This window comes from Micromonospora sp. NPDC005413 (genome assembly GCF_040606435.1).
GTDB lineage: Bacteria > Actinomycetota > Actinomycetes > Mycobacteriales > Micromonosporaceae > Micromonospora.
Genome location: NZ_JBEXEV010000002.1, coordinates 275,151 through 296,557, shown reverse-complemented (window position 1 = coordinate 296,557; position 21,407 = coordinate 275,151). Strand labels below are relative to the sequence as shown.

General features: G+C 73.2%; 18 protein-coding genes. 14 read left to right on the top strand and 4 right to left on the bottom strand.

Going from position 1 to position 21,407, the window contains the following annotated elements:
• Positions 1-114: 114 nt before the first annotated feature.
• From ABZS37_RS04110 to ABZS37_RS04100, 3 genes are all read right to left on the bottom strand, one after another.
• Positions 115-927: an ABC transporter permease gene (locus tag ABZS37_RS04110; protein ID WP_355165357.1), complete on the bottom strand. Its 813-nt coding sequence runs from the start codon at positions 925-927 to the stop codon at positions 115-117.
• Positions 924-1,859 (bottom strand): ATP-binding cassette domain-containing protein, encoded by a 936-nt coding sequence (locus tag ABZS37_RS04105; RefSeq protein ID WP_355165355.1) that lies wholly within the window; start codon positions 1,857-1,859, stop codon positions 924-926. The genes ABZS37_RS04110 and ABZS37_RS04105 overlap by 4 nt, the downstream gene beginning before the upstream one ends.
• Positions 1,860-2,000: 141 nt before the next feature.
• The gene (locus ABZS37_RS04100; RefSeq protein ID WP_355165353.1) at positions 2,001-2,648 is read right to left on the bottom strand and encodes a hypothetical protein; all 648 of its coding nucleotides are present in this window, start codon (positions 2,646-2,648) and stop codon (positions 2,001-2,003) included.
• Positions 2,649-2,806: 158 nt separating this feature from the next.
• On the opposite strand from ABZS37_RS04100, the gene ABZS37_RS04095 reads away from it, so the two are divergent.
• The 9 genes from ABZS37_RS04095 to ABZS37_RS04055 all read left to right on the top strand — a co-directional run bounded on the left by ABZS37_RS04095 (position 2,807) and on the right by ABZS37_RS04055 (position 12,202).
• Complete coding sequence (locus tag ABZS37_RS04095; RefSeq protein WP_355165351.1) at positions 2,807-3,616, top strand: GNAT family N-acyltransferase; 810 nt, start codon at positions 2,807-2,809, stop codon at positions 3,614-3,616.
• Positions 3,613-4,551, top strand: a complete 939-nt coding sequence (locus ABZS37_RS04090; RefSeq protein WP_355165349.1) for a lysophospholipid acyltransferase family protein — start codon at positions 3,613-3,615, stop codon at positions 4,549-4,551. Before ABZS37_RS04095 ends, ABZS37_RS04090 begins: the two co-directional genes overlap by 4 nt.
• Before the next feature lie 105 nt (positions 4,552-4,656).
• The gene (locus ABZS37_RS04085; protein ID WP_355165347.1) at positions 4,657-5,481 is read left to right on the top strand and encodes a DUF4097 family beta strand repeat-containing protein; all 825 of its coding nucleotides are present in this window, start codon (positions 4,657-4,659) and stop codon (positions 5,479-5,481) included.
• Entirely contained in the window at positions 5,478-6,095 is a 618-nt protein-coding gene (locus tag ABZS37_RS04080; RefSeq protein WP_355165345.1) for a PadR family transcriptional regulator, read from the top strand. The genes ABZS37_RS04085 and ABZS37_RS04080 overlap by 4 nt, the downstream gene beginning before the upstream one ends.
• Positions 6,096-6,185: 90 nt before the next feature.
• Entirely contained in the window at positions 6,186-6,887 is a 702-nt protein-coding gene (locus ABZS37_RS04075) for a response regulator transcription factor (RefSeq protein WP_354995316.1), read from the top strand.
• Positions 6,884-8,440, top strand: a complete 1,557-nt coding sequence (locus ABZS37_RS04070) for a HAMP domain-containing sensor histidine kinase (RefSeq protein WP_355165343.1) — start codon at positions 6,884-6,886, stop codon at positions 8,438-8,440. The genes ABZS37_RS04075 and ABZS37_RS04070 overlap by 4 nt, the downstream gene beginning before the upstream one ends.
• A 62-nt stretch (positions 8,441-8,502) precedes the next feature.
• Complete coding sequence (locus ABZS37_RS04065) at positions 8,503-10,134, top strand: trypsin-like peptidase domain-containing protein (protein ID WP_355165341.1); 1,632 nt, start codon at positions 8,503-8,505, stop codon at positions 10,132-10,134.
• A gap of 183 nt (positions 10,135-10,317) precedes the next feature.
• The gene (locus ABZS37_RS04060; protein WP_355165339.1) at positions 10,318-10,989 is read left to right on the top strand and encodes a BON domain-containing protein; all 672 of its coding nucleotides are present in this window, start codon (positions 10,318-10,320) and stop codon (positions 10,987-10,989) included.
• Positions 10,990-11,146: 157 nt separating this feature from the next.
• Positions 11,147-12,202, top strand: coding sequence for a glycosyltransferase family 4 protein (locus ABZS37_RS04055; protein ID WP_355165883.1), 1,056 nt, complete (start codon positions 11,147-11,149; stop codon positions 12,200-12,202).
• Between the two features lie 19 nt (positions 12,203-12,221).
• On the opposite strand, the gene ABZS37_RS04050 is transcribed toward ABZS37_RS04055, so the two are convergent.
• Entirely contained in the window at positions 12,222-13,661 is a 1,440-nt protein-coding gene (locus ABZS37_RS04050; RefSeq protein WP_355165337.1) for a protein kinase, read from the bottom strand.
• Between the two features lie 164 nt (positions 13,662-13,825).
• Between ABZS37_RS04050 and ABZS37_RS04045 the strand changes: the two genes are divergently transcribed.
• The 5 genes from ABZS37_RS04045 (at position 13,826) to ABZS37_RS04025 (ending at position 21,152) form a co-directional block, all read left to right on the top strand.
• Positions 13,826-14,659 carry a patatin-like phospholipase family protein gene (locus ABZS37_RS04045; RefSeq protein ID WP_355165335.1) on the top strand — a complete coding sequence of 278 codons (834 nt, stop codon included), beginning with the start codon at positions 13,826-13,828 and terminating at the stop codon, positions 14,657-14,659.
• Positions 14,659-15,663 (top strand): 1-acyl-sn-glycerol-3-phosphate acyltransferase, encoded by a 1,005-nt coding sequence (locus ABZS37_RS04040; RefSeq protein WP_355165333.1) that lies wholly within the window; start codon positions 14,659-14,661, stop codon positions 15,661-15,663. Before ABZS37_RS04045 ends, ABZS37_RS04040 begins: the two co-directional genes overlap by 1 nt.
• Before the next feature lie 142 nt (positions 15,664-15,805).
• A complete protein-coding gene (gene cutA / locus ABZS37_RS04035; protein WP_355165331.1) occupies positions 15,806-16,126 on the top strand; it encodes a divalent-cation tolerance protein CutA in 321 nt (106 codons plus the stop codon).
• Between the two features lie 48 nt (positions 16,127-16,174).
• Entirely contained in the window at positions 16,175-19,963 is a 3,789-nt protein-coding gene (locus tag ABZS37_RS04030; protein WP_355165329.1) for a hypothetical protein, read from the top strand.
• Positions 19,964-20,099: 136 nt separating this feature from the next.
• Positions 20,100-21,152, top strand: coding sequence for an acyl-CoA desaturase (locus tag ABZS37_RS04025; protein WP_355165327.1), 1,053 nt, complete (start codon positions 20,100-20,102; stop codon positions 21,150-21,152).
• Positions 21,153-21,407 lie beyond the last annotated feature (255 nt).

Sequence of the window (21,407 nt, the reverse complement as noted above, 5' to 3'; positions counted from 1 at the left end):
GGCCGGTGAAGGGCTGGTAAGCGGCCCGGGTCCACGACGTCCGGGCCCGCCGTCAACGGGTGACGACCCCGGAGCGGCCACCTTGTCGCGGCCACTCCGGGGTCAGGAACGCCGTCAGGCGATGTCGCGCCGCCGAGTGAGCAGCACTCCGACGATCCCACTGACCAGCGCGTAGCCGACCAGCACCAGGGCGCCGACCCACCAGGCCGGAACGAGCTCCGACTGACCTTCGGTGATCATGACCTGGGATGCCACCGCGGGCCAGACCACCTGCCACTTGAGCACCGCCTCGCTGTCGAGCAGGTTCGACAGAAGCAGGAACAGCAGGCCCACCACCTGGGTACCCACCAGGTAGAGCACCGCGGCCGTGATCACCGCTCCGAGCTGGTTGGTGATCAGCGTGCCGATACCCACACCGAGGATCGTCCAGATGGCGTAGGCGAGCAGGTTGAACAGCAGGGCCCGCTGCACCGGCCACTCACCGAGCTGAGTGCCGTAATCGTTCACGGAAAGGAAGATCGTGCCGGCGGCCAGGTCGATCAGCGTGGTCCCGAGCCAGAAGATGAAGCCGAGCAGGCTGGCCGCGACGAGCTTGCCGACGATGACCGAGGTTCGCCGCGGGGTCGTCAGGAACGTCGTGGTCGCCGTCTGGTGGAAGAACTCGTTGGTGACCATCAGGATGCCGATGAGCATCACGAACATCAGCCCGAGGTACTGGCCCGAGGTGTAGATGTTCGCCGCCTGCGCTGCTGGTGTCGACTGCTCTGGGCTGGCGCCGAACTCCCCGCCGTCGCCGCCGAGAACGGTGACGGCGTACCAGGCGTTGAACGCGAACGCCAGGGCGATCGACAGGAACGCGCCGAGAGCCAGCCACCACCAGGTGCTGGTGGTGCGGATCTTGAGCAGTTCGGCTCGGACCAGGTTCATCGGATGCCCGCCTTTCCGGCCGTCAGCTCCAGGAAGACCCGTTCCAGATCGGGTCGTTCGGTGGACAGTTCGTGCAGCTCCACCCCGGCGGCCAGGGCGGACCGGCCGATCGTCGGGGCGTCCACCCCGGCAACCAGCAGGGTGCCGTGCTCATCGGTGTCGACGGTCGCCGACTGCGCCTTGAGCGCGGCGATCAGCGTTTCGGCCTGCGGAGTGCGGACCCGGACCCGGGCGCTCTGCGCCATCGATCCGAGGACCTGTTCGACCGGTCCCTGCCGGATCAACTGCCCGGCCGCGATGATCACCACGTCGTCGGCGAGCAGCTGCATCTCCGACAGCAGGTGGCTGGAGACCAGCACGGTGCGGCCCTCGTGGGCGAGGTTCTTGAGGAACCCGCGCATCCACCGGATGCCCTCCGGGTCGAGCCCGTTGGCCGGCTCGTCGAGGATCAGCACCCGGGGGTCGCCGAGCATCGCGGCGGCGATGCCGAGCCGCTGCTTCATGCCCAGCGAGTAACCCTTGAACTTGCGCTTCGCCGCCGGGGTCAACCCGACCAGGGCCAGCGCCTCGTCGGCCCGCTGGCTGGGCAGCCCGGCCGCCGCGCAGATGACCCGCAGGTGGTTGATGCCGGTGCGACCCTTGTGCGCGCTGGAGGCCTCCAGCACCGCGCCGACATGCCGCAGCGGGTCGGTGAGGTCGGTGTACCGGTGGCCGCTGATGGTGGCCGTGCCGGCAGTCGGCGTGACCAGGTTCAGCAGCATGCGCAGGGTGGTGGTCTTGCCGGCGCCGTTCGGGCCGAGGAAGCCGGTCACCCGCCCGGGCGCCACGGTGAAGGACAGGTTGTTCACCGCCCGCACGTTCTTGTACTGCTTCGTCAGACCGGACACCACGATCTGACCGTCGCTGGTGGGGCTTCGCTGCCCGTCAGTCATCGTTCTCCTCCCGTGTATGGCGTCGATATGCGCCGTGGCACAGCGTGACGGCCTGCGGCAACAAGGTCAATCAGGCGCGGTCCGGACGTTCTGGTCCGTCGCAGGGTGGAGGCGGGTCCTCCCTGCGGACGACGGCCGGGGTCAGCGCGCGATCCAGGTTGCCCGGGCCGTGCCGAGCAGCGCGCCGTCCGGGCCGTACAGGCTGGTGTGCACGAGGGCCTTGCGCCCATCGACGCGGAGCAACACGCCGGTCACCACGCACTCGTCGCCCGGCCTCGGCAGCGCCGCGACCACGGCGGCGATCCGGCCCAGCAGGTAGGGGCGGCCCGGCGCGAGCACCGTCCAACCGCCGGGGCAGTCCAGCGCCGCCCAGACCGTGGGCTCGCTGACCTGCTCGGGCGCCCGGAACGGCGCGGCGGTCCGCCCGTCCGGCAGTCGGCCGGGAAAGATCCGCAGCCCGTCCGCCCGCTGCGGTCCGCAGACGTAACAGCTGGGGAACGGATGCTCGACCAGGCCGGGGTAGCGGGCCGCCGCAGCCACCGCGGTCTCCAGGTCGACAGGGGGTACGACGGCATCGACGACCCCGGTCGGGCGCACCTCGGCCACCAGTTCGCCGGCCGGGTCACGGACCTCGCCGTCGACCAGACTCAGCTCGGTCTCCAGGGGCGGTGGCAGACGCAGCGTCACCTCCACCGGTCCGGTGCCGCCCGCCTCGGCGGCGAACACTCCCGCGCTCCAGCCGCCGTTGCCGGAGCCGGCAGGCCCGTTGTAGCGGGACTCGATGCGCATCGTCGACCTCCGGTGGGGCGTGCCGGCGCCTTCGCCGGCCCGCCCGGCAGCCTCGCACGGTCACCGCCGGGTGTCGCTAGCGGTCTCGCCTGCCGGCGTTCATCCGATCGACACCGGTGGTCCCCGCGGATGGCAACCCGGGCACCTACACAGAACCCATGGCCGTTCTGCATGCCGCTGGCGCACCCCTGACGACCAGCGGATACACCCTGGAGATCGCCGACGACCCCACCCAGGTCGCGGCCGCGCAACGCCTGCGCCACGAGGTGTTCGCCACCGAGCTCGGCGCCACCCTCCTTCCCGGCGAGGCCGGGTTGGACGTGGACCCCTTCGACGCGTACTGCGACCACCTGATCGTCCGCGAGGACAGCACCGGCGAGGTGGTCGGCACGTACCGGCTGCTGCCGCCCGACCGCACCAACCGGCGGTACGCCGAGGGCGAGTTCGACCTCGGCGCGCTCGACCCGCTCCGCGACGACCTGGTCGAGGCGGGCCGGTCCTGTGTGCACCCGGACCACCGCTCGGGCGCGGTGATCAACCTGATGTGGGCCGGCATCATCCGCTACCTGCACCTGCGCGGCTCCCACTGGCTCGGCGGCTGCGCCTCGGTGCCGGTGGCCGACGGTGGGCGGACGGTCGCCGAGGTGTGGGCCCAGGCCCAGACCCGGCACCTGTCGCCGCCGCCGCTGCGGGTCCGCCCGCTGCGGCCCTGGTTCGCCGAGCCGGCCGCCGCTCTCGACCGGGCTGCTCTCGACCCGGCCGGCGGTGCCTCGGTAGCCGCTGCTGAACCGGCCGGGCGCGTCGCCGTGCCGCCGCTGCTGCGTGGCTACCTCCGGCTTGGCGCGTGGATCTGCGGCGAGCCGTCGTACGACCCCGACTTCGGGTGCGCGGACTTCTACGTGCTCTTCTCGCTGGACCGGATGAACCCGCGTTACCTGCGGCACTTCCTGGGCGGGGCGCAGCGGTGACCGCCGTACCGGACGACCTGTGGCGGCCCTCTTCGGGCTGCGACGAGGAGTGCCTGCCGGCGGTCGGAGAGGTGCCCGCGGTGCCGGTGGCTCGCCGGGTGCTCCGGGTGGTCGCCGCGATCGGCATGTTGCTGGCCGGGGTCGGCCTGGTGGTGCTGCTGCCCGTGCTCCCGTCCCGGGAACGACAGGCGGCGGTGCGGGGCTGGGCACGGGCCACGGTGCGCGCCTTCGGCGTCCGGCTGGTGATCCGGGGTCGGCTGCCCCGACGGCGTGCGCTGCTGGTCGCCAACCATGTCTCGTGGCTGGACATCATCGCGGTGCTGGCCGTCGCGCCGACCCCGATGGTGGCGAAGCGGGAGATCCGCTCCTGGCCGGTGGTCGGTCTGCTGGCTGCGGCGGCGGGCACGGTCTTCGTGGACCGCTCCCGGCCGCGGGCGCTGCCGACCACCGTCGGCCGGGTCGCCGACGCGCTGCGCGCCGGCCGGTCGGTGGCGGTCTTTCCGGAGGGTACGACCTGGTGTGCTGGTGACGGCGCCGCCGACTGCCGCCCCGGCGGCGGTTTCCGGCCAGCGATGTTCCAGGCGGCCATCGACACGGGCAGCCCGGTGGTGCCGCTGCGGCTCGCCTACCGCTGCGAGGCCACCGGGACGACCACCACGGCCGCCGCCTTCCTCGGTGCGGACACCCTGCTGCGGTCGGTGGCCCGGGTGGTCGCGGCGCGGGAGTTGGTGGTCTCGGTGACGATCGCCGCCGCGCTGCACCCGGCCCGTGATGCCGACCGGCGGTTGCTGGCCCGGGCCGCTGAGTCGGCCGTACACCTGCTGCCCACGGCGGGTGTCGTGGCGCGGACCCGGCTGCGTTCGGTGCCCACGGTGACCCCGGCCGTTCCCGCGCTGACGCCGGCCGCGGGCCGCGAGCTGGACCTGGCGGCCTGAGGCGATCGGCGACCAACTCGCGACCTGTCTTGTGCTGTCGCGATGTATCGCGTTACTGTCCTCTCTGCAAGGCGCGTGTCCGCGTGCCGTCGAGAGGGGGACGCCATGGCCGGATGGACGGTGGAGAGCCCACAGCGGCTCACCGTGGACGGGCCGGTCACCCGGCTGGACGTCCGCCTGGTGAGCGGGCGGCTCAACGTCTTCGCCACCGACGGCCCGACCCGGATCGACGTCACGCAGGTCGGCCGTCGGCCGATCCTGATCGATCACTCCGACGGCCGGCTCAGCATCCGCCAGGAGCACGGCCGGGGCTGGGCGGGCGTCCTGCGATGGTTCCGGTCGATCCACCGCTATCCGCGGGTGGATGTCTCCGTCGCCGTGCCCGCCGACGTCCTCGCCGATCTGGGCCTGGTCGCGGGCTCGCTGGTCGCCTCCGGCCTGCGTCGGCAGACCACGGTCCACGTCACCTCCGGCCAGATCACCCTGATGGGCCTGCGCGGCAGCACCTCCGCGAAGATCACCTCTGGGCCGGTGGAGGCGCTCGGCGTACGCGGCGACCTCACCCTGGAGACGGTCTCCGGGGAGGTGATCCTCGCCGACAGCGCCGCCGACCGGGTGCGGGCACAGACCGTCTCCGGTGCCATCACGTGCGACCTGGACAACCCTCGGCGCAGCGAGATCCGGCTGACCACCATCTCGGGCAGCATCACCGTCCGGGTCCGCGAGGACAGCGACCTTGCCGTCCGGCTGAACACCGCCTCCGGCCGGATCACCAGCGGCTTCCCGCAGGTGCGCACCTCGACGTTCCCGCTGCCCAGCAGCGAGGGAGTGCTCGGCGACGGCGAAGGTAAGCTCTGGGCTTCCGCGACCTCGGGGAGCATCGCCCTGCTCGCCCGAGCGGTCGACGACGATGGGGAGGAACTGCCGTGACCGCCGTGTTCAGCCACGGGCGGCTCCGGCTCTACCTGCTCAAGCTCCTCGACGACGGCCCGAAGCACGGCTACGAGCTGATCCGCCTGCTGGAGGACCGGTTCCTCGGGCTCTACGCGCCCAGCGCCGGCACCATCTACCCCCGCCTCCAGCGTCTGGAGGCCGAGGGCCTGGTGAGTCACACCGCCGCCGGTGGCCGTAAGACGTACGAGATCACCGACGCCGGCCGTGCCGAGCTGCGCCAACGGGCCGGCGAGCTGACCGCGTTGGAGGCCGACATCGCCGCCTCGGTGGCGGACCTCTCCACCCTGGCCGGCGAGATCCGCAGCGAGGTACGCGGCTCGGTGCGCGACCTCAAGCGGGAGCTGAGCGAGGCCACCCGGCAGACCCGGCGTACCCGTACCCGGTGGGAGGAGCCGGCGCCGCCGCCCCGACCGGCATCGGCCGCCGGGCCGCAAGCCGCGCTCCTCGACGAGTTCGACCAGCGGCTGACCGTGTTCACCGCCGAGGTGGGCCGGCTGGTGCGCGCCCGGCAATTCAGCGACACTCAACTGCGCACCGCGATCCGGCTGCTCGACGGCGCGCTGGACGGGCTGCGCCGCCTGCTGCGCTGACCGACGCCGCCCGAGGGGCGGCCGGTGACTCACAGGATTTTTGCAGCAAGAGTCCAGCGTCGGCGCAGTGACGTCACCGATGATGGGCGCATGCCGGCTACCCAAACCGAGGCGCGACTGCTCGTCGTCGAGGACGACCCCAACATCCTCGAACTGCTCTCCGCGAGCCTGCGGTTCGCGGGCTTCGACGTGGCCACCGCGACCAGTGGGAGCGCGGCGCTGCACGCCGCCAAGGACCACCGGCCCGACCTGGTGGTGCTCGACGTGATGCTTCCCGACCTGGACGGCTTCGAGGTCATCCGGATGCTCCGCGAGGGCGGCACGCGTACCCCGGTGGTCTTCCTGACCGCTCGGGACGCCACCGACGACAAGATCCGTGGGCTGACCCTGGGTGGCGACGACTACGTCACCAAGCCGTTCAGCCTGGAGGAGTTGACCGCCCGGATCCGCGCCGTGCTGCGCCGCACCACGACCGGCGAGCAGACCCCGTCCCGGCTCACCTTCGCCGACCTGGAGTTGGACGAGGAGACCCACGAGGTCCACCGTGCCGGCCAGCGCGTGCAGCTCTCGCCGACCGAGTTCAAGCTGCTGCGCTACCTGATGCTCAACGCCAACCGGGTGCTGTCCAAGGCGCAGATCCTCGACCACGTGTGGAACTACGACTTCCGTGGTGACGACAACATCGTCGAGTCGTACATCTCGTACCTGCGGCGCAAGGTCGACACCACCCAACCCCGGCTGATCCACACCCTCCGCGGCGTGGGGTACGTGCTGCGCAAGCCGGCGGCGTGAACCGGGTCCAGCAGGCGAAAGGGCGGGTCCGCAGCGTGCCGCTGCGGGTGAAGCTGGTCACCTCGGTGCTCGCGCTGGTCGCCGCCGCGCTGCTGGTGATCAGCTCGCTGACCGCGTACTTCCTGCGCAACTACCTGCAGGGCCAGGTGGACGGGCAGGTCAGGTCAACCGCCCAGGGTCTCGGTCAGCTGCTCCCCAAGTTACGCAGCGGTCAGATCAACGCCATGCTGCCCAGCGACTACGTCGTGTCGCTGGCCGACGAGCAGCAGGTGTACCCGGCGATCTACGACAAATACAGTCTCGACCCCGCGCAACTGCCGACCTTCCCCACCAGCCGGGTGGGCTTCGAGGAGTTGGAGGGTGAGCCCCGGACCGTCCTGTCCCACGACGGCCGCACCCGGTGGCGGGTCTACTACGCCGCCCAGCCGGATGGCGAGGTGCTGGCCGTGGGCCAGCCGCTGACCGAGGTGGACCGGGCGGTGAAGCAGCTCGTCTGGATAGATCTCCTGGTCGGCGGCGCAGTCCTGATCATGCTGGCGTCGGTCGGCGCGGCGATCGTCCGGACCAGCCTCAAGCCGCTGGTGGAGATCGAACAGACGGCCGCCGCGATCGCCGGCGGTGACCTGTCCCGCCGGGTTCCCGACCCGGAGCAGGGGCAGGAGCATCCGTCCTCTGAACTGGGCCGGCTCTCCCGGGCGTTGAACGCGATGCTCACCCAGATCGAGGCGGCGTTCACCGCCCGAGCCGCCTCGGAGACCGCGGCACGCTGGGCGGAGAGTTCTGCCCGAGACGCCGCCTTCGCCGCTCAGGCGTCCGAGGCACGGGCCATTCGCTCCGAGGAGCGGATGCGGCAGTTCGTGGCGGACGCCTCGCACGAGCTGCGGACCCCATTGACCACCATCCGCGGCTTCGCCGAGCTGTACCGGCAGGGTGCGGCCCGTGCACCGGAACAGACCGCCGGCCTGCTACGCCGGATCGAGGACGAGGCGGCCCGGATGGGGTTGCTCGTGGAGGACCTGCTGCTGCTCGCCCGGCTGGACCGGGAACGGCCGCTCTCGCTGACGCCGGTGGAGTTGCCGGTGCTCGCCTCCGACGCGGTGCACGCCGCGCGGGCGATGGCCCCGGACCGACGGATCGAGCTGGACATCGAGCCCGGATCGGGCCCACTTGTCGTGTCCGCCGACGACGCGCGGCTGCGTCAGGTGATCGGCAACCTGGTCACCAACGCGCTGACCCACACCCCGCCGGAGGCCGAGATCCGGGTACGGCTGCGTGCCGAACCGGGGAACCTTGCCGTCGTGGAGGTGGCCGACACCGGCCCAGGCCTCTCGTCTGAGCAGGCGGAACGGGTCTTCGAGCGGTTCTACCGGGCCGACGCGGCCCGCACCCGGCGGGCCGACGGCAACACCGGCACCGGCCTCGGCCTGGCCATCGTTGCGGCGCTGGTTGCCGCCCACCACGGCTCGGTCGAGGTGGCCGAGACACCCGGCGGTGGGGCCACCTTCCGGGTCCGGCTTCCGCTGCTTCCACAGATCGACGGAGCGGGCGAGTGACTTTCAGCCAACTTCCAGGACGGTTCCAGCTTGATCGCAGTGCTGGGGGAGAAGGTAGTGCCATGACCGAGTTCGAGTCCGACCCGCAGCGCCGGCCGGCCCCCACCGACGCCGAGCCGTCGCACCCCACCGCCGAGCTGCCGCGCGACGAGCGCGCGCAGTCCGACTCCCCGACCACCCCCGTTCCGGTCGTTTCGACCACCGATGACACGCAGACCACCCCGGTCACGGCCGCACCGGCCGCACCGGCCGCACCGGCCGCGCCCGCCGCGTACGCCGGCCAGCCGGCCAGCGCGCCGCCGGCCACCGCCCAGCCGACCGGGTACGAGCCGCCGACCGGGTACGAGCCACCCACCGCCACGCCTTCCGCGCCGCCGTACCCGGTCTCCGGCTACCCGACGTCCGGCCAACCCGGCTACCCGCAGCCGACCGCTGGCCAGTACCCCGGTGCCCCCTGGTACGCGGGCCAGCAGTCCGGCTGGGCCGGCGGGGGCCAGCCGGGCGTGGCGTACCCGCCGCACCAGCAGCACGCCCAGCACCCCGGTCAGCACCCCCAGCACCCCCAGCACGCCCAGCACCCGGGGCAGCCGGCCCCTCCGTGGGGCCCGCAGGTCGCGCCGCCCGGCAGCGGCCCTCGGCCGGGTCGGATCGCCAAGTTCGCCGGCGCCGGCGTCGCGGTGTTCGCCCTGATGCTCGGATCCGGCGTGGCCGGCGGAGCACTCGCACTCGCCGTGGATGGTGACGGTGGTGGCATCACCCGCACCTACTCCGCGGCCCCGGTGATCAACGGCGCCGACCTGCCGAAGATCGCCGCATCCGTGCAGGACAGCGTCGTCTCGATCACCACCGACAGCGGTGAGGGCTCCGGGGTCGTGCTCAGCGAGGACGGGTACGTGCTGACCAACAACCACGTGGTCGCCTCCGCCGCTGGCGGGACCGTCCGGGTGGTCTTCGCTGACGGCAAGACCGCCGACGCCAAGATCACCGGCACCGACCCGAAGACCGACCTGGCCGTGGTCAAGGCGAACGGGGTGAGCGACCTCAAGCCGGCCACCCTCGGCGACAGCGACGCCATGCAGGTCGGCGACCAGGTGCTCGCCCTGGGCAGCCCGCTCGGCCTGCAGGGTTCGGTGACCTCGGGCATCCTCAGCGCCCGGGACCGCACCATCCGGGCCGGCGAGGGCCAGCAGCAGGACCCGACCCAGCAGAGCCAGCCCGTCAGCTCGATCTCCGGCCTGCTCCAGACCGACGCCCCGATCAACCCGGGTAACTCCGGCGGAGCGCTGGTCAACACCCGGGGCGAGGTGATCGGCATCAACACCGCCATCGCGACCTCCGGGCAGAGCACCGGCAACATCGGCGTCGGTTTCGCCATCCCCAGCAACAAGGCCAAGGACGTCGCGGGCAAGCTCCAGCGCGGCGAGAAGGTCAGCCACCCGTCGCTCGGGGTGGGCGTCAACCAGGCCGAGGGCGGCGGCGCACTCGTCGCGTCGATCACCGCGGGCAGCCCTGCCGAGAAGGCCGGCCTGCAACGTGGCGACGTCGTCACCCGGTTCGGCGACAAGCCGGTCAACGATTCGGACGACCTGGTCGGCGCGGTGCAGGCCGGCAAGGTCGGCGACCGGGTCGAGGTGAAGTTCAAGCGCAACGGCGTCGAGAAGTCGGCAACCGTGACGCTCGCCGAGACGTCCTAACCAACATCTGAACCTGCCTCCTCCCTTCGGCGGCGGGTGGCGGGGCCAAGGGGGTTGGCTCCGTCACCCGCCGCTCTTTTCCGCCCGGACGGCGGTTCACCCGGATCGGGTGAACCGCCGTCACCCGTATTGCCGGCAGGTTCACTGGACGAGTCTCGGCAACCGGAACCGGGGGTGGGCGCCATGACCGAGGTGGTGGATGTCCGGGACGACCAGCGGATCCAACGCGACGTCCTGGCAGAGTTGGCCTGGGACGCCCGGCTGCAACCGAACGAGATCGGCGTGACCGTCGACGAGGGCGTGGTCACCCTGACCGGATTCGTGGACGGTGTCGCCCGCAGTTGGGCCGCGACCCGGTGCGCCCAGCGGGTCCGCGGCGTACGGGCGGTGACCGACGAGATCGAGGTGCGGCTGCCGGGCACGCCGGGGCGTACCGACGGCGAGGTGGCCATCGCCGTCTCCCGCGCGCTGGAGTGGGACAGCTTCGTGCCCGCCGAGCGGCTGGACGTGACCGTGGCCAACGGCTGGGTGATGTTGCGCGGGGAGGTCGAATTCGGGTGGCAGCGGCGCGCCGCCGAGGGGGAAGTGCGCCGGCTCGACGGCGTACGGGGGATCGCCAACCTGATCGAGGTACGACCTCCGGTGCCCCTGGCCGCTGATCGGCTGCGTCGGGACGTCCAGCGGGCGCTGCTGCGCACGGTCGGTGCCGAGCGGGTGACCGTCGAGGTGGACGGCGACACGCTGGTCCTCGCCGGGGTGGTCCGTTCGTGGTGGGAACGCGACCAGGTCGAGCGGGTGGCCTGGTCCGCGCCCGGGGTGCGGGTGATCCACGACCAACTCCTGGTGGGCGGGTGACCGTCCGCTCTGTCCGGTTTACCGGGGACACCACAGGGAAATCGCCGCCGACCATGCCGACCGGCGTTGACGCCGCACCGGGGATCAACGGGGAGGACTCGTGGCCGTGACCCACCCGCCTGCGGGCCGTCCTGATGAGCGGTCGTTGCGCATCGCGATGGTGGTTCCTCCCTGGTTGTCCGTTCCGCCGCCCGGCTACGGCGGTCTTGAGCAGGTCGTCGCCGCCCTGGTGGACGCGCTGACGAGGCAGGGACACGCGGTGACCCTGTTCGGTGCTGGTGATCACCACGGCACCGCCGCCGATGGCTTCGTCTCCACCGTTCCCGAGGTCCAGTACGAGCGGCTCGGCGAGTCACTGCCGGAGCTGGCCCACCTGGCCCGGGTGAATCGGCTGATCACGGCGGCCGACTTCGACGTGATCCACGACCACACCACGATCGGCCCGCTGCTCGCCGGCCGCCGGGCCGTGCCGACGGTCGCGACCGTGCATGGCAACCCGGTGGGGGAGTACGGGGACGTGCTCGGCGACATCGATGCGGATGTCGCCCTGGTGGCGATCTCGCACGCCCAGCGCCGGCTGAACCCCGACCTGCCCTGGGCGGGCACGGTGCACAACGCGTTGGACATCCGTGGTTTTCCGCGCAAGACCGAGCCCGGCCCGGGGCCGGTGCTGTGGCTGGCCCGGTTCAGCCCGGACAAGGGCCCGGACATCGCCATCGGGGCGTGCCGGGCGGCCGGGTTGCCGCTGCTGCTGGCCGGCAAGTGCAACGAGCCGGCCGAGCGCCGCTACTACGAGCAGGTCGTCGCGCCACTGGTCGACGACGACGTGACCGTCGTGCTCAACGCCAACCGCGCGGAGACGCTCCGGATGCTGGTCGACGCCCGCTGCCTGATCATGCCGATCCAGTGGGATGAGCCGTTCGGCATGGTGATGCTGGAGGCGATGGCGACCGGCACACCGGTGGTCGCGCTCAACCGGGGTGCGGTGCCGGAGCTGGTCCGGCCCGGGCTGACCGGGTTGGTCTGTGAGCGGCCGGAGGAGCTGCCCGGAGCGTTGCTGGCAGCAGAGCGACTCGACCCGGAGGACTGTGTGGCGCACGTCGCGGAGAACTTCTCAGCCGAGCGGATGGCGTACGGCTACGCGGAGGTCTACCGGCGTTTGGCCGCAGGCCGGCACGACATCCGCGAATCGACCCCGGTGTCGGCCCGCTGACCCGGGCGTCCAGGTGCGGTCAGACCTGGGCCGCACCCAGCTCGGCGATGGCGGCGTCGAGCTGCTGCGCGTACGCCGGACTGATGCCGCCCTCGCCGAGGCGGACCGTGACCTTCTCGCGCAGCCGGGCGACCGGCGGTGCCAGCTCGTCGCGGCCGGAGCTGACCGCGGCGGTCAGGTTTCGCAGCTCGTTGCGGAGGTCGAGGCCGACGTCAACGCGGATCTCCCCGGCGCTCAACCCGGTGCCGATCAGCTCGTCGACCCGGTTGGCGGCCTCGACCAGGGTGCCCGGATCCCTGGCGGGCGAGCTGGTGCTCGGCTTCGCCGACGGCGTGGCGGTCGGCTCGGACGGCACGGAGGCCGGCGGGTCGGCGGGGCGGGTCGTCCCCGGGCCGACCGTGGGCTGCGTCCGGTGTTCCGGCTCCTGATCGGGCAGGAGGGCCACGCCGGCCAGCGTCCCTCCGACCGCCAGGATCACGGGGACCAGGAACAACGCCAGCCGCCGTCGCGACCAGCCCGCCCCGGCCGGCACGGCCGCCGTCTCTCCGGCCGCCGTCGGGACGCCGACCGGGTGCGGCGGCAGGGGCCGGGTGGGCACCCGGACGGTCACCTCCGGGGGATCGACCGGCAGCAGTTGGTCGCGTAGCGCGGTGGCGACCTGCCGGGCGGTCGGTCGGTCAGCCGGGTTCCGGGCGAGGCTGCGCAGGCAGATCTGGACCACCGGTGGGGGCAGCTCCGGCAGCTCGGCGAGCGTCGGCGGCGGGCCGCTGGCCAGCGCGGCGCTGAGCTGCTCCCAAGTGTCCGCCGGGTACGGAACCCGGCCGGTCAGCGCCTCGTGCAGCAGGACGCCGAGCGAGTACACGTCGGTGGACGGCTGGGCCGGCGCGCCGTCGAGCCGTTCCGGGGCGACGTACGCCGGGGTGCCGAAGGTCTCGCCGTCCTCGTCCTCGTCGGGAGCGCCGATCCGGGTGGCGATGCCGAAGTCGAGCACCTTGACACCCGTCCCGGTCATCATCACGTTGGCCGGGGTGATGTCCCGGTGCACGATGCCGAGCCGGTGCGCGGCGGCCAGCGCGTCCGCGACCTGCGCACCCACCTCGACCGCCTCGGTCCACGGCAGCGGCCCCTCGGTGAGTCTCAGCTCCAACTCCTCACCGCTGAGCAGCTCCATCACCACGAACGACGTGATCGAGCCGTCCGGGGCGACCGTCTCGCCGTAGTCGTGCACCGAGGTCACGTGTGGGTGCACCAACTGGGCGGCGGCCCTGGCCTCCTCGCGCACCATGCCTCGGAACCGCGCGTCGGCGGCCAGCGACGGGGCGAGCACCTTGAGCGCGACGACCCGGTCCAGCACCTCGTCCCGGGCACGCCAGATCACCGACATGCCGCCGGCGCCGATCTGGTCGAGAAGCCGGTATCTGCGGGCCAGCAGTCGGCCTGGATGCAGTGCTGCCTTCACGGATCGCACCTGCCTCGGGGGTGGGAGCGGTATCAGGTTGCGCGAATGTGTCCTGCCTGTCAACGCCGTTGCCGACTCGACCGATGGTCGGAGTCTGGCGTTCGCCGACCATCCGGCGACGGTGGCCGAGCGGTCTGCTGCGGGCCCGTGCCAGGATGAGGGGCATGGCGGGGGGACCGGTGGCGTTCGTACTCGGCGGCGGGGGAGTGCTCGGCGCGGTCGAGGTGGGCATGTTGCGAGCGCTGTTCCGCGCCGGCATCCAACCCGACATGGTGCTCGGCACCTCGATCGGCGCGGTGAACGGCGCGCTCGTCGCCGCCGACCCGTCGGAGGCGGTGACCGACCGGCTCGTCCGGCTCTGGGCCTCGCCGGAGGCGAGCGAGGTGTACGGCGACTCGGTCGCCCGGCAGCTGCGCCGCTTCGCCGCCCGCACCCACCTGCACTCACCCCGGCCGCTGCGCCGCCTGCTGGAGAGCGAGCTGGGGGTGGACACCACGTTCGCCGACCTGCGGGTGCCGTTCCGCTGCTGCGCCGCGAACATCGAGCGGGCCGCCGAGCACTGGTTCGACAGTGGCCCGGTGGTGCCGGCGGTGCTGGCGTCGGCCTCAGTGCCGGGCCTGCTCCCGCCCATGCAGATCAACGGCGCGCACTACGTGGACGGCGGCATCGTCAACTCCATTCCGATCGGCGAGGCGGTGGCCGTCGGCGCTCGCCAGATCTTCGTCCTCCAGGTGGGTCGGATCGAACGGGAGCTGACGCCGCCCCGACGGCCGTGGGAGATCGCACAGGTCGCGTTCGAGATATCCCGCCGGCACCGCTTCTTCCGGGAGATGGCGGCGCTGCCCGAGGGGGTGGAGGTGCACGTCCTGCCAACCGGAGGGCTGAACCCACGCGACGACACCCCATGGGCGTACCGGGACATGGCGGCGGTGGGCCGGCGGATCAGCCGGGCGTACACCGCCTCCCGGCGCTACCTCGCCACCCACGTGGTGCGGTGATGCCGCTGCCCCCCAGGTGGCTGCGCCGGCTGCTGATCGCCCCCGCCGTGGTGGTGCTCGCGTTCTTCGTGGTCACCACGTTGCCGGTCTGGGCGCTGCTCGCCGCGGCGGCCTCCCCGCTGGTCCCGGGCCGGTTACGCCCGCTGCGACTGCTCTGGATCGGGTGCGTCTACCTCGTCTGGGATGCCGCCGCGCTACTCGCGCTCTTCGTGCTCTGGGTCGCCTCCGGCTTCGGCTGGCGGGCCCGGTCCCCGGCCTTCCAGCGCGCACACTATGTGCTGGCCGGCTGGTTCCTGCGGGTGCTGTTCTGGCAGGCCCGCTGGACACTGCGGTTGAAAATCGACGTGGTGGGCACCGACCCGGACACTGCGCTGCCCGGCCGACCCGAGTTGGTGCTCTGCCGGCACGCCGGGCCGGGCGACTCCTTCATCCTGATCCACGGGCTGGTCAACTGGTTCAACCGGGAGCCACGGATCGTTCTCAAGGACAGCCTCCAGTGGGACCCGGCGATTGACGTGCTGCTCAACCGGCTGCCCAACCGGTTCATCGCACCGACGCCGGAGCGCGGCGAGGAGACGGTACGCCAGGTCGGGCACCTGGCCTCCGGCCTGGACGACAACGACGCGTTCGTGATCTTCCCGGAGGGCGGCAACTTCACCCCCAAACGGCGACTGCGCGCCATTGCCCGGCTGCGTTCCCTCGGCCTGGAACGGATGGCCCTGCGCGCCGAGCGGATGCGCCACGTGCTCGCCCCGCAGCCCGGCGGGATGCTCGCCGCGTTGGACGCCGCCCCGGACGCCGGGGTCATCTTCGTCGCCCACACCGGGCTGGACCGGATGGTCACCGTCGCCGACGTGTGGCGGGAACTGCCGATGGACAAGCGGATCGTGATGCGGTTCTGGTCGGTGCCACCGGAGGACGTACCGGTCGGACGGCAGGAACGCATCGACTGGCTCTTCGATTGGTGGGCGCAGATCGATACCTGGATCGCGGCCAATCGGTGAGCGCGAGGAGTGCAGCGAAGCGGAGCCCCGCAGTCGCGAACGAAAAACGGGCCCGGTGAGCGCGAGGAGTGCAGCGAAGCGGAGCCCCGCAGTCGCGAACGAAAAACGGGCTCAGTCGGACAATGCCGCGTAGGGTGCGGTCGTGGACCAGATCTGCGTGGTGACGACGGTGGTGGATGCGCGTTCGGTCGCCGACGTGCTGGCGGCCGCGACCGTCGCTGGGCGCCTCGCCGCCTGCGCCCAGGTGGGCGGTCAGGTGGACAGCACCTACTGGTGGCGGTCCGGAATGGAGACCAGCACCGAGTGGTCCGTGCAGTTCAAGACCTCACCGGACCGGCTCGCCGCGCTGGTGGACCAGATTCGGGTCAGTCACCCGTACGAGGTGCCGGAGATCCTGGTGTCCAGGGTGGAGAGTGGCGATCCGGCGTATGCCACCTGGGTGTACGAGCACACCCGACCCTGAGTACGCGCACTCTTTGCCACGCCCAGGGCGGTTCCGGATGATGACCGGGTGGATCACACCCGCTATCCCTGCCCCGCCTGCGGTGCACCGGCCGACCTGAGCACCGGTTGCACCGGCTGCCGCCGCGCGCCCGACCCGATCGCCGCTGAGGTGGTCCGGTTGGGCAGGGAGGTCGCCCAGCTTGAGCCGGAGGTGGAGCGGGCCCGCCGTACGTACACCGAGTTGGCCGGCCGTCTGTCGGCCATGTCGCGGCGGCGGGCGGAGCTGGCGGCGGTCGTCCGCGCCGGGATGGCTGCTCCCGCCGTGGCGCGCCCGGCCCCTCTCGTCGGCCCGGTGCTGCCGATCGCTCCGGGACCGGTCGCTCCGGCAGTTTCGGCGCCGGGTGCGGCGGAGACGTCGACCCGGACCGTCCAGGGTCTGCTCTTCGTCCTCGGTGGACTCCTGTTGGGCACTGCGGCGGTGGTGTTCACGGCGGTGGCCTGGGCGGCGGTGGGGGTCGGCGGGCGGGCGTTGATCCTGGCGGCGTTCACGGCGCTCGCTCTGGCCGTACCCCTGCTGGCGGTCCGTCGCGGGCTGCGCGGCACGGCGGAGACGTTCGCCGCGGTGGGGTTGCTGCTGGTGGTGCTGGACGGTTACGCGGCCTGGTCGGTGGACCTGGCCGGCGTGGCCGGCTGGCCGGGCAGCCGGTACGCCGCGCTGGTCGGGGGGGCCAGCGCGGCGGTCGCCGTGGCGTACGGCCGGTGGAGCAGGTTGACCGGGCCCTGGTTCGCCGCCCTGCTGGTCGTCCAGCCGGTGTTGCCGTTGCTCGCTGCCGAGGCGGAACCGGGCGCGGCCGGTTGGGCGTTGGTCCTGCTCGGGGTGGCGCTGCTGAACCTGGCTGTGCTGGCCACGCTGCGTGGCCGGGAAGGGGCGGCGCAGCTCGTCGGCCGGGTGCTGGCCGGGATCGGGCACGGCGGCGCGCTCGTTGCTGCCGCCAGCTGCGCTCTGGTGCCGCTGATCCTCGGGCGGGCGGCGGGTTCGCCACTGCTGGCCGGGTTGCCGCTGCTGCTGGTCGCGCTGACCGGGCTCGGTGCGGCCTGGCTGGTCGGGGGGCGGGCGCTGCGGACGGTGGCCGCCGGTCTGCTGGTGCCGGTGCTCGCCGCCGCACTGCTGCGCCCGGTGGCCGAACTACGGCCGTCACTGCTGCTGCTCGCGGCGGCGATGGTGGCCGTCGGGCTGGCCGCCGCGGTGCGGCTGCTGCCGGACGCGACCCGAGCGAAGGCGGCTGGTGCCGGTGGTGGGTGGACCGGTCCGCGCGTCGGGGCGCTGCTGGTCGCGGCGGTCACTGCGCAGGTGGCCGTGCTGATCACCGCCGCGCTCGCCGTCGCCGCCTTCGTCCGGTCGATGCCGCCGTGGGGCGGGGCCGCGACGGGGCCGGATCTGAACTGGGGCTGGCAGCTGGCACCCGCCGTGGCGTTGGCGATCGGCGCGACGGTGCTGCTGATGCCCCGGGGCGCGCGGGCGGTGCTCGCCACGACCGGCACGGTGGCGGTGCTGCTCGCCCTGCCCGCCGGCTGGACGGCCGCCTGGCCGGCGGTGCTCGCCGTCGACCTGGTCGGCGGGGTCGCGCTGCTGCTCGCCGTGCTGGCCCGCCCGGCGACCCGCCCGGTCTCCCTGCTCGCCCGCGCGCTCGGCGGTGCCGTCCTGCTCGGGCACGGGCTGCTGGTCGCCCTGGCCGCCCCGGCGGGTGTCCTGGTGGCGCTCGGCACCATCGCCGTGGTCGGGTTGGCACTGGCCGTACGACGGGGCATCGGACCGTACCGGCACGTCGCCGGAACGGGCCTGCTGGTCGCGCAGCTCGCGCTGCCCGGGATCGCGGTGGTGGCGCTGTTCGCCGCGGGCGCGCCGCCCTGGTGGCAGGCCCGGCTCGCGCTGGTCGCCGCCGGGCTGCCGCTGGTCGCGGTGCTCGCGGCGCGTCGCCACCGGGTGGAGCTGACCGGGTACGCGGTGACCGGCGCCGTGGTCGCCGTGACCGGGCCCGGACTCGCGCCGCTGGTCGTGGCGGGGGACGAGCCGTTCGCGCTGTACGCCGCGCTGGCGTCGCTGGGCGTCGCGCTCATCGCCCTGTGGGATCGACCGGAGGCCGTGGCCCACGAGCCGGCCCGGTCGGGCGAGCCGGGGGACGCTGGGTCGCCGATCGGGGGATCGCCGGCTGGGGGGCTGGCGGCTGGAGGGCTGGCGGTCGGGGGGCCTGCGGTCGGGGGGTCGCCGGCTGGGGTGTCGGCGGCTCGGGAGTCGGCGGTCGGGGGGTCGCCGGCTGGGGGGCTGGCGGTCGGGGGGCCTGCGGTCGGGGGGTCGCCGGCTGGGGGGCCTGCGGCTGGGGGGTCTGCGGCTGGGGGGCCGTTGGTCGGAGGGTCGTCGGTCGGGGGGCCGTCGGCGATCGGCCGGTCGGGCCTCGTGGTGGCGGGCGGCGTGCTGGCGGCGGTCGCTGCCCTGGCGGCCCTGCCGACGGTGCTGACCGCGCTCGTGCCGCCGTACGGCGGCGGGGGGTGGGTCTGGTCGGGGGTGCCCACGGTCGTCGCCGACCCGGCGGCGCTCCCCGTCGGGCTGGCGCTGGTCGTGCTGGCGGTGACCGCTGTGCTGGCCGGTCGGCGGGTTCTCCCACCGGCGCTGCCGGCGTTGCCGTTCGTCGGGGCCGCGCTGCCGGTGCTGCTCGTCGCGGTCGGCGCGCCGTGGCCGGTGCTGCCGGCTGCTGTCCTGCTCGCCGGGGTGGCGGCGCTCCTGTTCGCCGCCCTGGCCGCGCCTCGCCCGGCGCTCGCGCCGATCGCCGTACCGATGGGGACGGTGCTGGTCGCCTCCGGTGTGGTGGGGCTGTTGGCCACCCGGGCCGGCACGCTCGCTGCCGAGGGGGTGCTGTTGGTGGCGGCGGTGGTCGTCGCCGTCGGGGCACGCGCGGTCGAGGTGCGTGTCGCCGGTTGCCTCGCCGCGGTGGGTGCGGCGTCCGCGCTGGCGGTGACCGCCCCGCTCGCCGGAGGGCTGCCGTTGCGGGCTGCGGCGTACCCGTTGCTCGCGGTGGCCGCGCTGGTCCTGGCCGTCGCCGCCGCGACCACCCCGTCGCGGGCGGTCGCGACCGCTCCGTCGCTGGCCGACGCGGCGACTCCGTCGCGGGCGGTCGTGAACACTCCGCCGGGGGCCCGGGTCGGGCGGGTGCTGGACGCTGCCGCGCAGGCGGTGGCGCTGGTGGCGGCGGTGCTCGCCGTCGAGGTGGCGCGGCATCTCGCGACCGTCTGCGTGCTCTGGGGTGCCGCCGTCGCGCTGCGGCTGCTGCGCCGGGGTGAGCCGGCCAGCCGGCGGTGGGTGTTCGCCGGCATCGCCGCCGGCAGCGAGTTGCTCGGGGCGTGGGTGCTGCTGGCCGCTGGCGGGGTGACCGTGCTGGAGGCGTACACCCTGCCGGCCGCCGGGCTCGCCCTCGGCGCGGGTCTGCTGGCGCTGCGGACCCGGCCCGGGCTGACGAGCTGGCCGGCCCTCGGCCCGGGGCTGGTCGCGGCGCTGCTGCCGAGCCTGATGTCGGTGCTGGCCGGGCCGGACCCGCAGCCGTGGCGGCGACTGCTGCTCGGTGCGGCGGCGCTGGGCGCGGTGCTGGCCGGCGCGACCCGCCGTTGGCAGGCGCCGGTGCTGCTCGGCGGCGGGGTGCTGGCGCTGTTGGCGCTCCACGAGCTGGCCCGAGGCTGGGACCTGCTGCCCCGGTGGATCTACCTGGGTGCCGGCGGGCTGGCGCTGGTCGGGCTCGCCGCCACCTACGAGCGGCGGCGGCGTGACCTGGCGCGGTTGCGCGCCGTGGTGGGCCGGCTGGGCTGAGCCGTACGACCGGGGGTAGGGCTCGCCCTACCCCCGGTCCGGGGGTTGCCAGGGTTACTCACCGCTACTGCTGGCGGGAGACTTGACAATAAGCCCGAACCACCCCGGTACGGGCGCAAGCGGAACGGGAGCAGCGATGGCGCTCGGAGCGGTGGCGGAACCGCCGGTACAACGGCGAGGTAGCGACTACGCACAGTTGTCCCGACGGATCAGCCAGGCTGGCCTGCTGGAGCGACGCCCCGGCTGGTACGTCGCCCGCATCGTGCTCACCCTCGGGGCCTTCGTGGCCGGCTGGGTGGCCGTGTTCCTGCTCGGCGACTCCTGGTGGCAGCTGCCGCTCGCGGCTCTGATGGCGGTGGCCACCACCCAGGTCGCGTTCCTCGGACACGACGCGGGGCACCGCCAGATGTTCCGTCGGCGCGGTCCCAGCGAGCTGGTGGGGCTGTTCGCCGGCAACGTGGCGGTGGGCATCAGCTACGGCTGGTGGGTCGACAAGCACAACCGGCACCACGCCAACCCGAACCACGAGGACGAGGACCCGGACGTCGGCGCGGGCGCCCTGGTGTGGACGCCCGAGCAGGCGCTGGAGACCCGCGGCGTCAATCGCTGGCTGGCCAAGCGGCAGGCGTACCTCTTCTTTCCGATGCTCCTGCTGGAGGGTCTGAGCCTGCACGTGCACAGCATCCGGGCGATCATCGGCCGCGAACCGGACGGCCGGTACACCACCCCGATGCGGCGCCGGGCGGTCGAGGGGGTGCTGCTCGTCGCACACACCGCCGGCTATGTGGCGCTGCTGCTCGCGGTCATGTCGCCGGTCAAGGCGCTGCTCTTCGCCGCCGTACACCAGGCGCTGTGGGGTCTCTACATGGGCTGCGCGTTCGCGCCGAACCACAAGGGCATGCCGATGCCGACCGCCGAGGACGACCTGGACTTCCTGCGTAAGCAGGTGCTGACCTCCCGCAACGTGCGGGGCGGCCGGATGGTGGACACCGCGTTGGGCGGGCTCAACTACCAGATCGAGCACCACCTGTTCCCGAACATGCCGCGCGCCAACCTGCGCCGGGCCCAGCCGATCGTGCGCGCCTACTGCGTCGAGCAGGGCATCCCGTACGCCGAGACCGGGCTTGTCGAGTCGTACCGGCAGGCGCTCGGCCACCTGCACGCGGTTGGTCAGCCGCTGCGCGGCTGAGCAGGCACGGCCGCTGCGCGGCTGAGCACGCGGGCCGCTGCGCGGCTGAGCAAACTACGTGGGTGGGGGCGGTGCCGGGATGGCACCGCCCTCGCTTCGGCGTGTGGGCTCCCACCGACACCCCGCTACCGCTGGCTCGATGCCGACGGCCGCCCCCGGTAGGGTCGGCGCATGGCAGACCTGCTCACCGCGGAAGCGGTGCGAGACGAGTTGGGCGGGCTGATGGGCTGGTCCCCGGCCCGGCGGATCGACGAA

Coding starts and splice junctions, on each gene's coding strand:
- ABZS37_RS04105 (WP_355165355.1), bottom strand. CDS start 1,859: ATGACTGACGGGCAGCGAAGCCCCACCAGCGACGGTCAGATCGTGGTG.
- ABZS37_RS04095 (WP_355165351.1), top strand. CDS start 2,807: ATGGCCGTTCTGCATGCCGCTGGCGCACCCCTGACGACCAGCGGATAC.
- ABZS37_RS04065 (WP_355165341.1), top strand. CDS start 8,503: ATGACCGAGTTCGAGTCCGACCCGCAGCGCCGGCCGGCCCCCACCGAC.
- ABZS37_RS04055 (WP_355165883.1), top strand. CDS start 11,147: ATGGTGGTTCCTCCCTGGTTGTCCGTTCCGCCGCCCGGCTACGGCGGT.
- ABZS37_RS04045 (WP_355165335.1), top strand. CDS start 13,826: ATGGCGGGGGGACCGGTGGCGTTCGTACTCGGCGGCGGGGGAGTGCTC.
- ABZS37_RS04040 (WP_355165333.1), top strand. CDS start 14,659: ATGCCGCTGCCCCCCAGGTGGCTGCGCCGGCTGCTGATCGCCCCCGCC.
- ABZS37_RS04025 (WP_355165327.1), top strand. CDS start 20,100: ATGGCGCTCGGAGCGGTGGCGGAACCGCCGGTACAACGGCGAGGTAGC.
- ABZS37_RS04110 (WP_355165357.1), bottom strand. CDS start 927: ATGAACCTGGTCCGAGCCGAACTGCTCAAGATCCGCACCACCAGCACC.
- ABZS37_RS04085 (WP_355165347.1), top strand. CDS start 4,657: ATGGCCGGATGGACGGTGGAGAGCCCACAGCGGCTCACCGTGGACGGG.
- ABZS37_RS04100 (WP_355165353.1), bottom strand. CDS start 2,648: ATGCGCATCGAGTCCCGCTACAACGGGCCTGCCGGCTCCGGCAACGGC.
- ABZS37_RS04060 (WP_355165339.1), top strand. CDS start 10,318: ATGACCGAGGTGGTGGATGTCCGGGACGACCAGCGGATCCAACGCGAC.
- ABZS37_RS04075 (WP_354995316.1), top strand. CDS start 6,186: ATGCCGGCTACCCAAACCGAGGCGCGACTGCTCGTCGTCGAGGACGAC.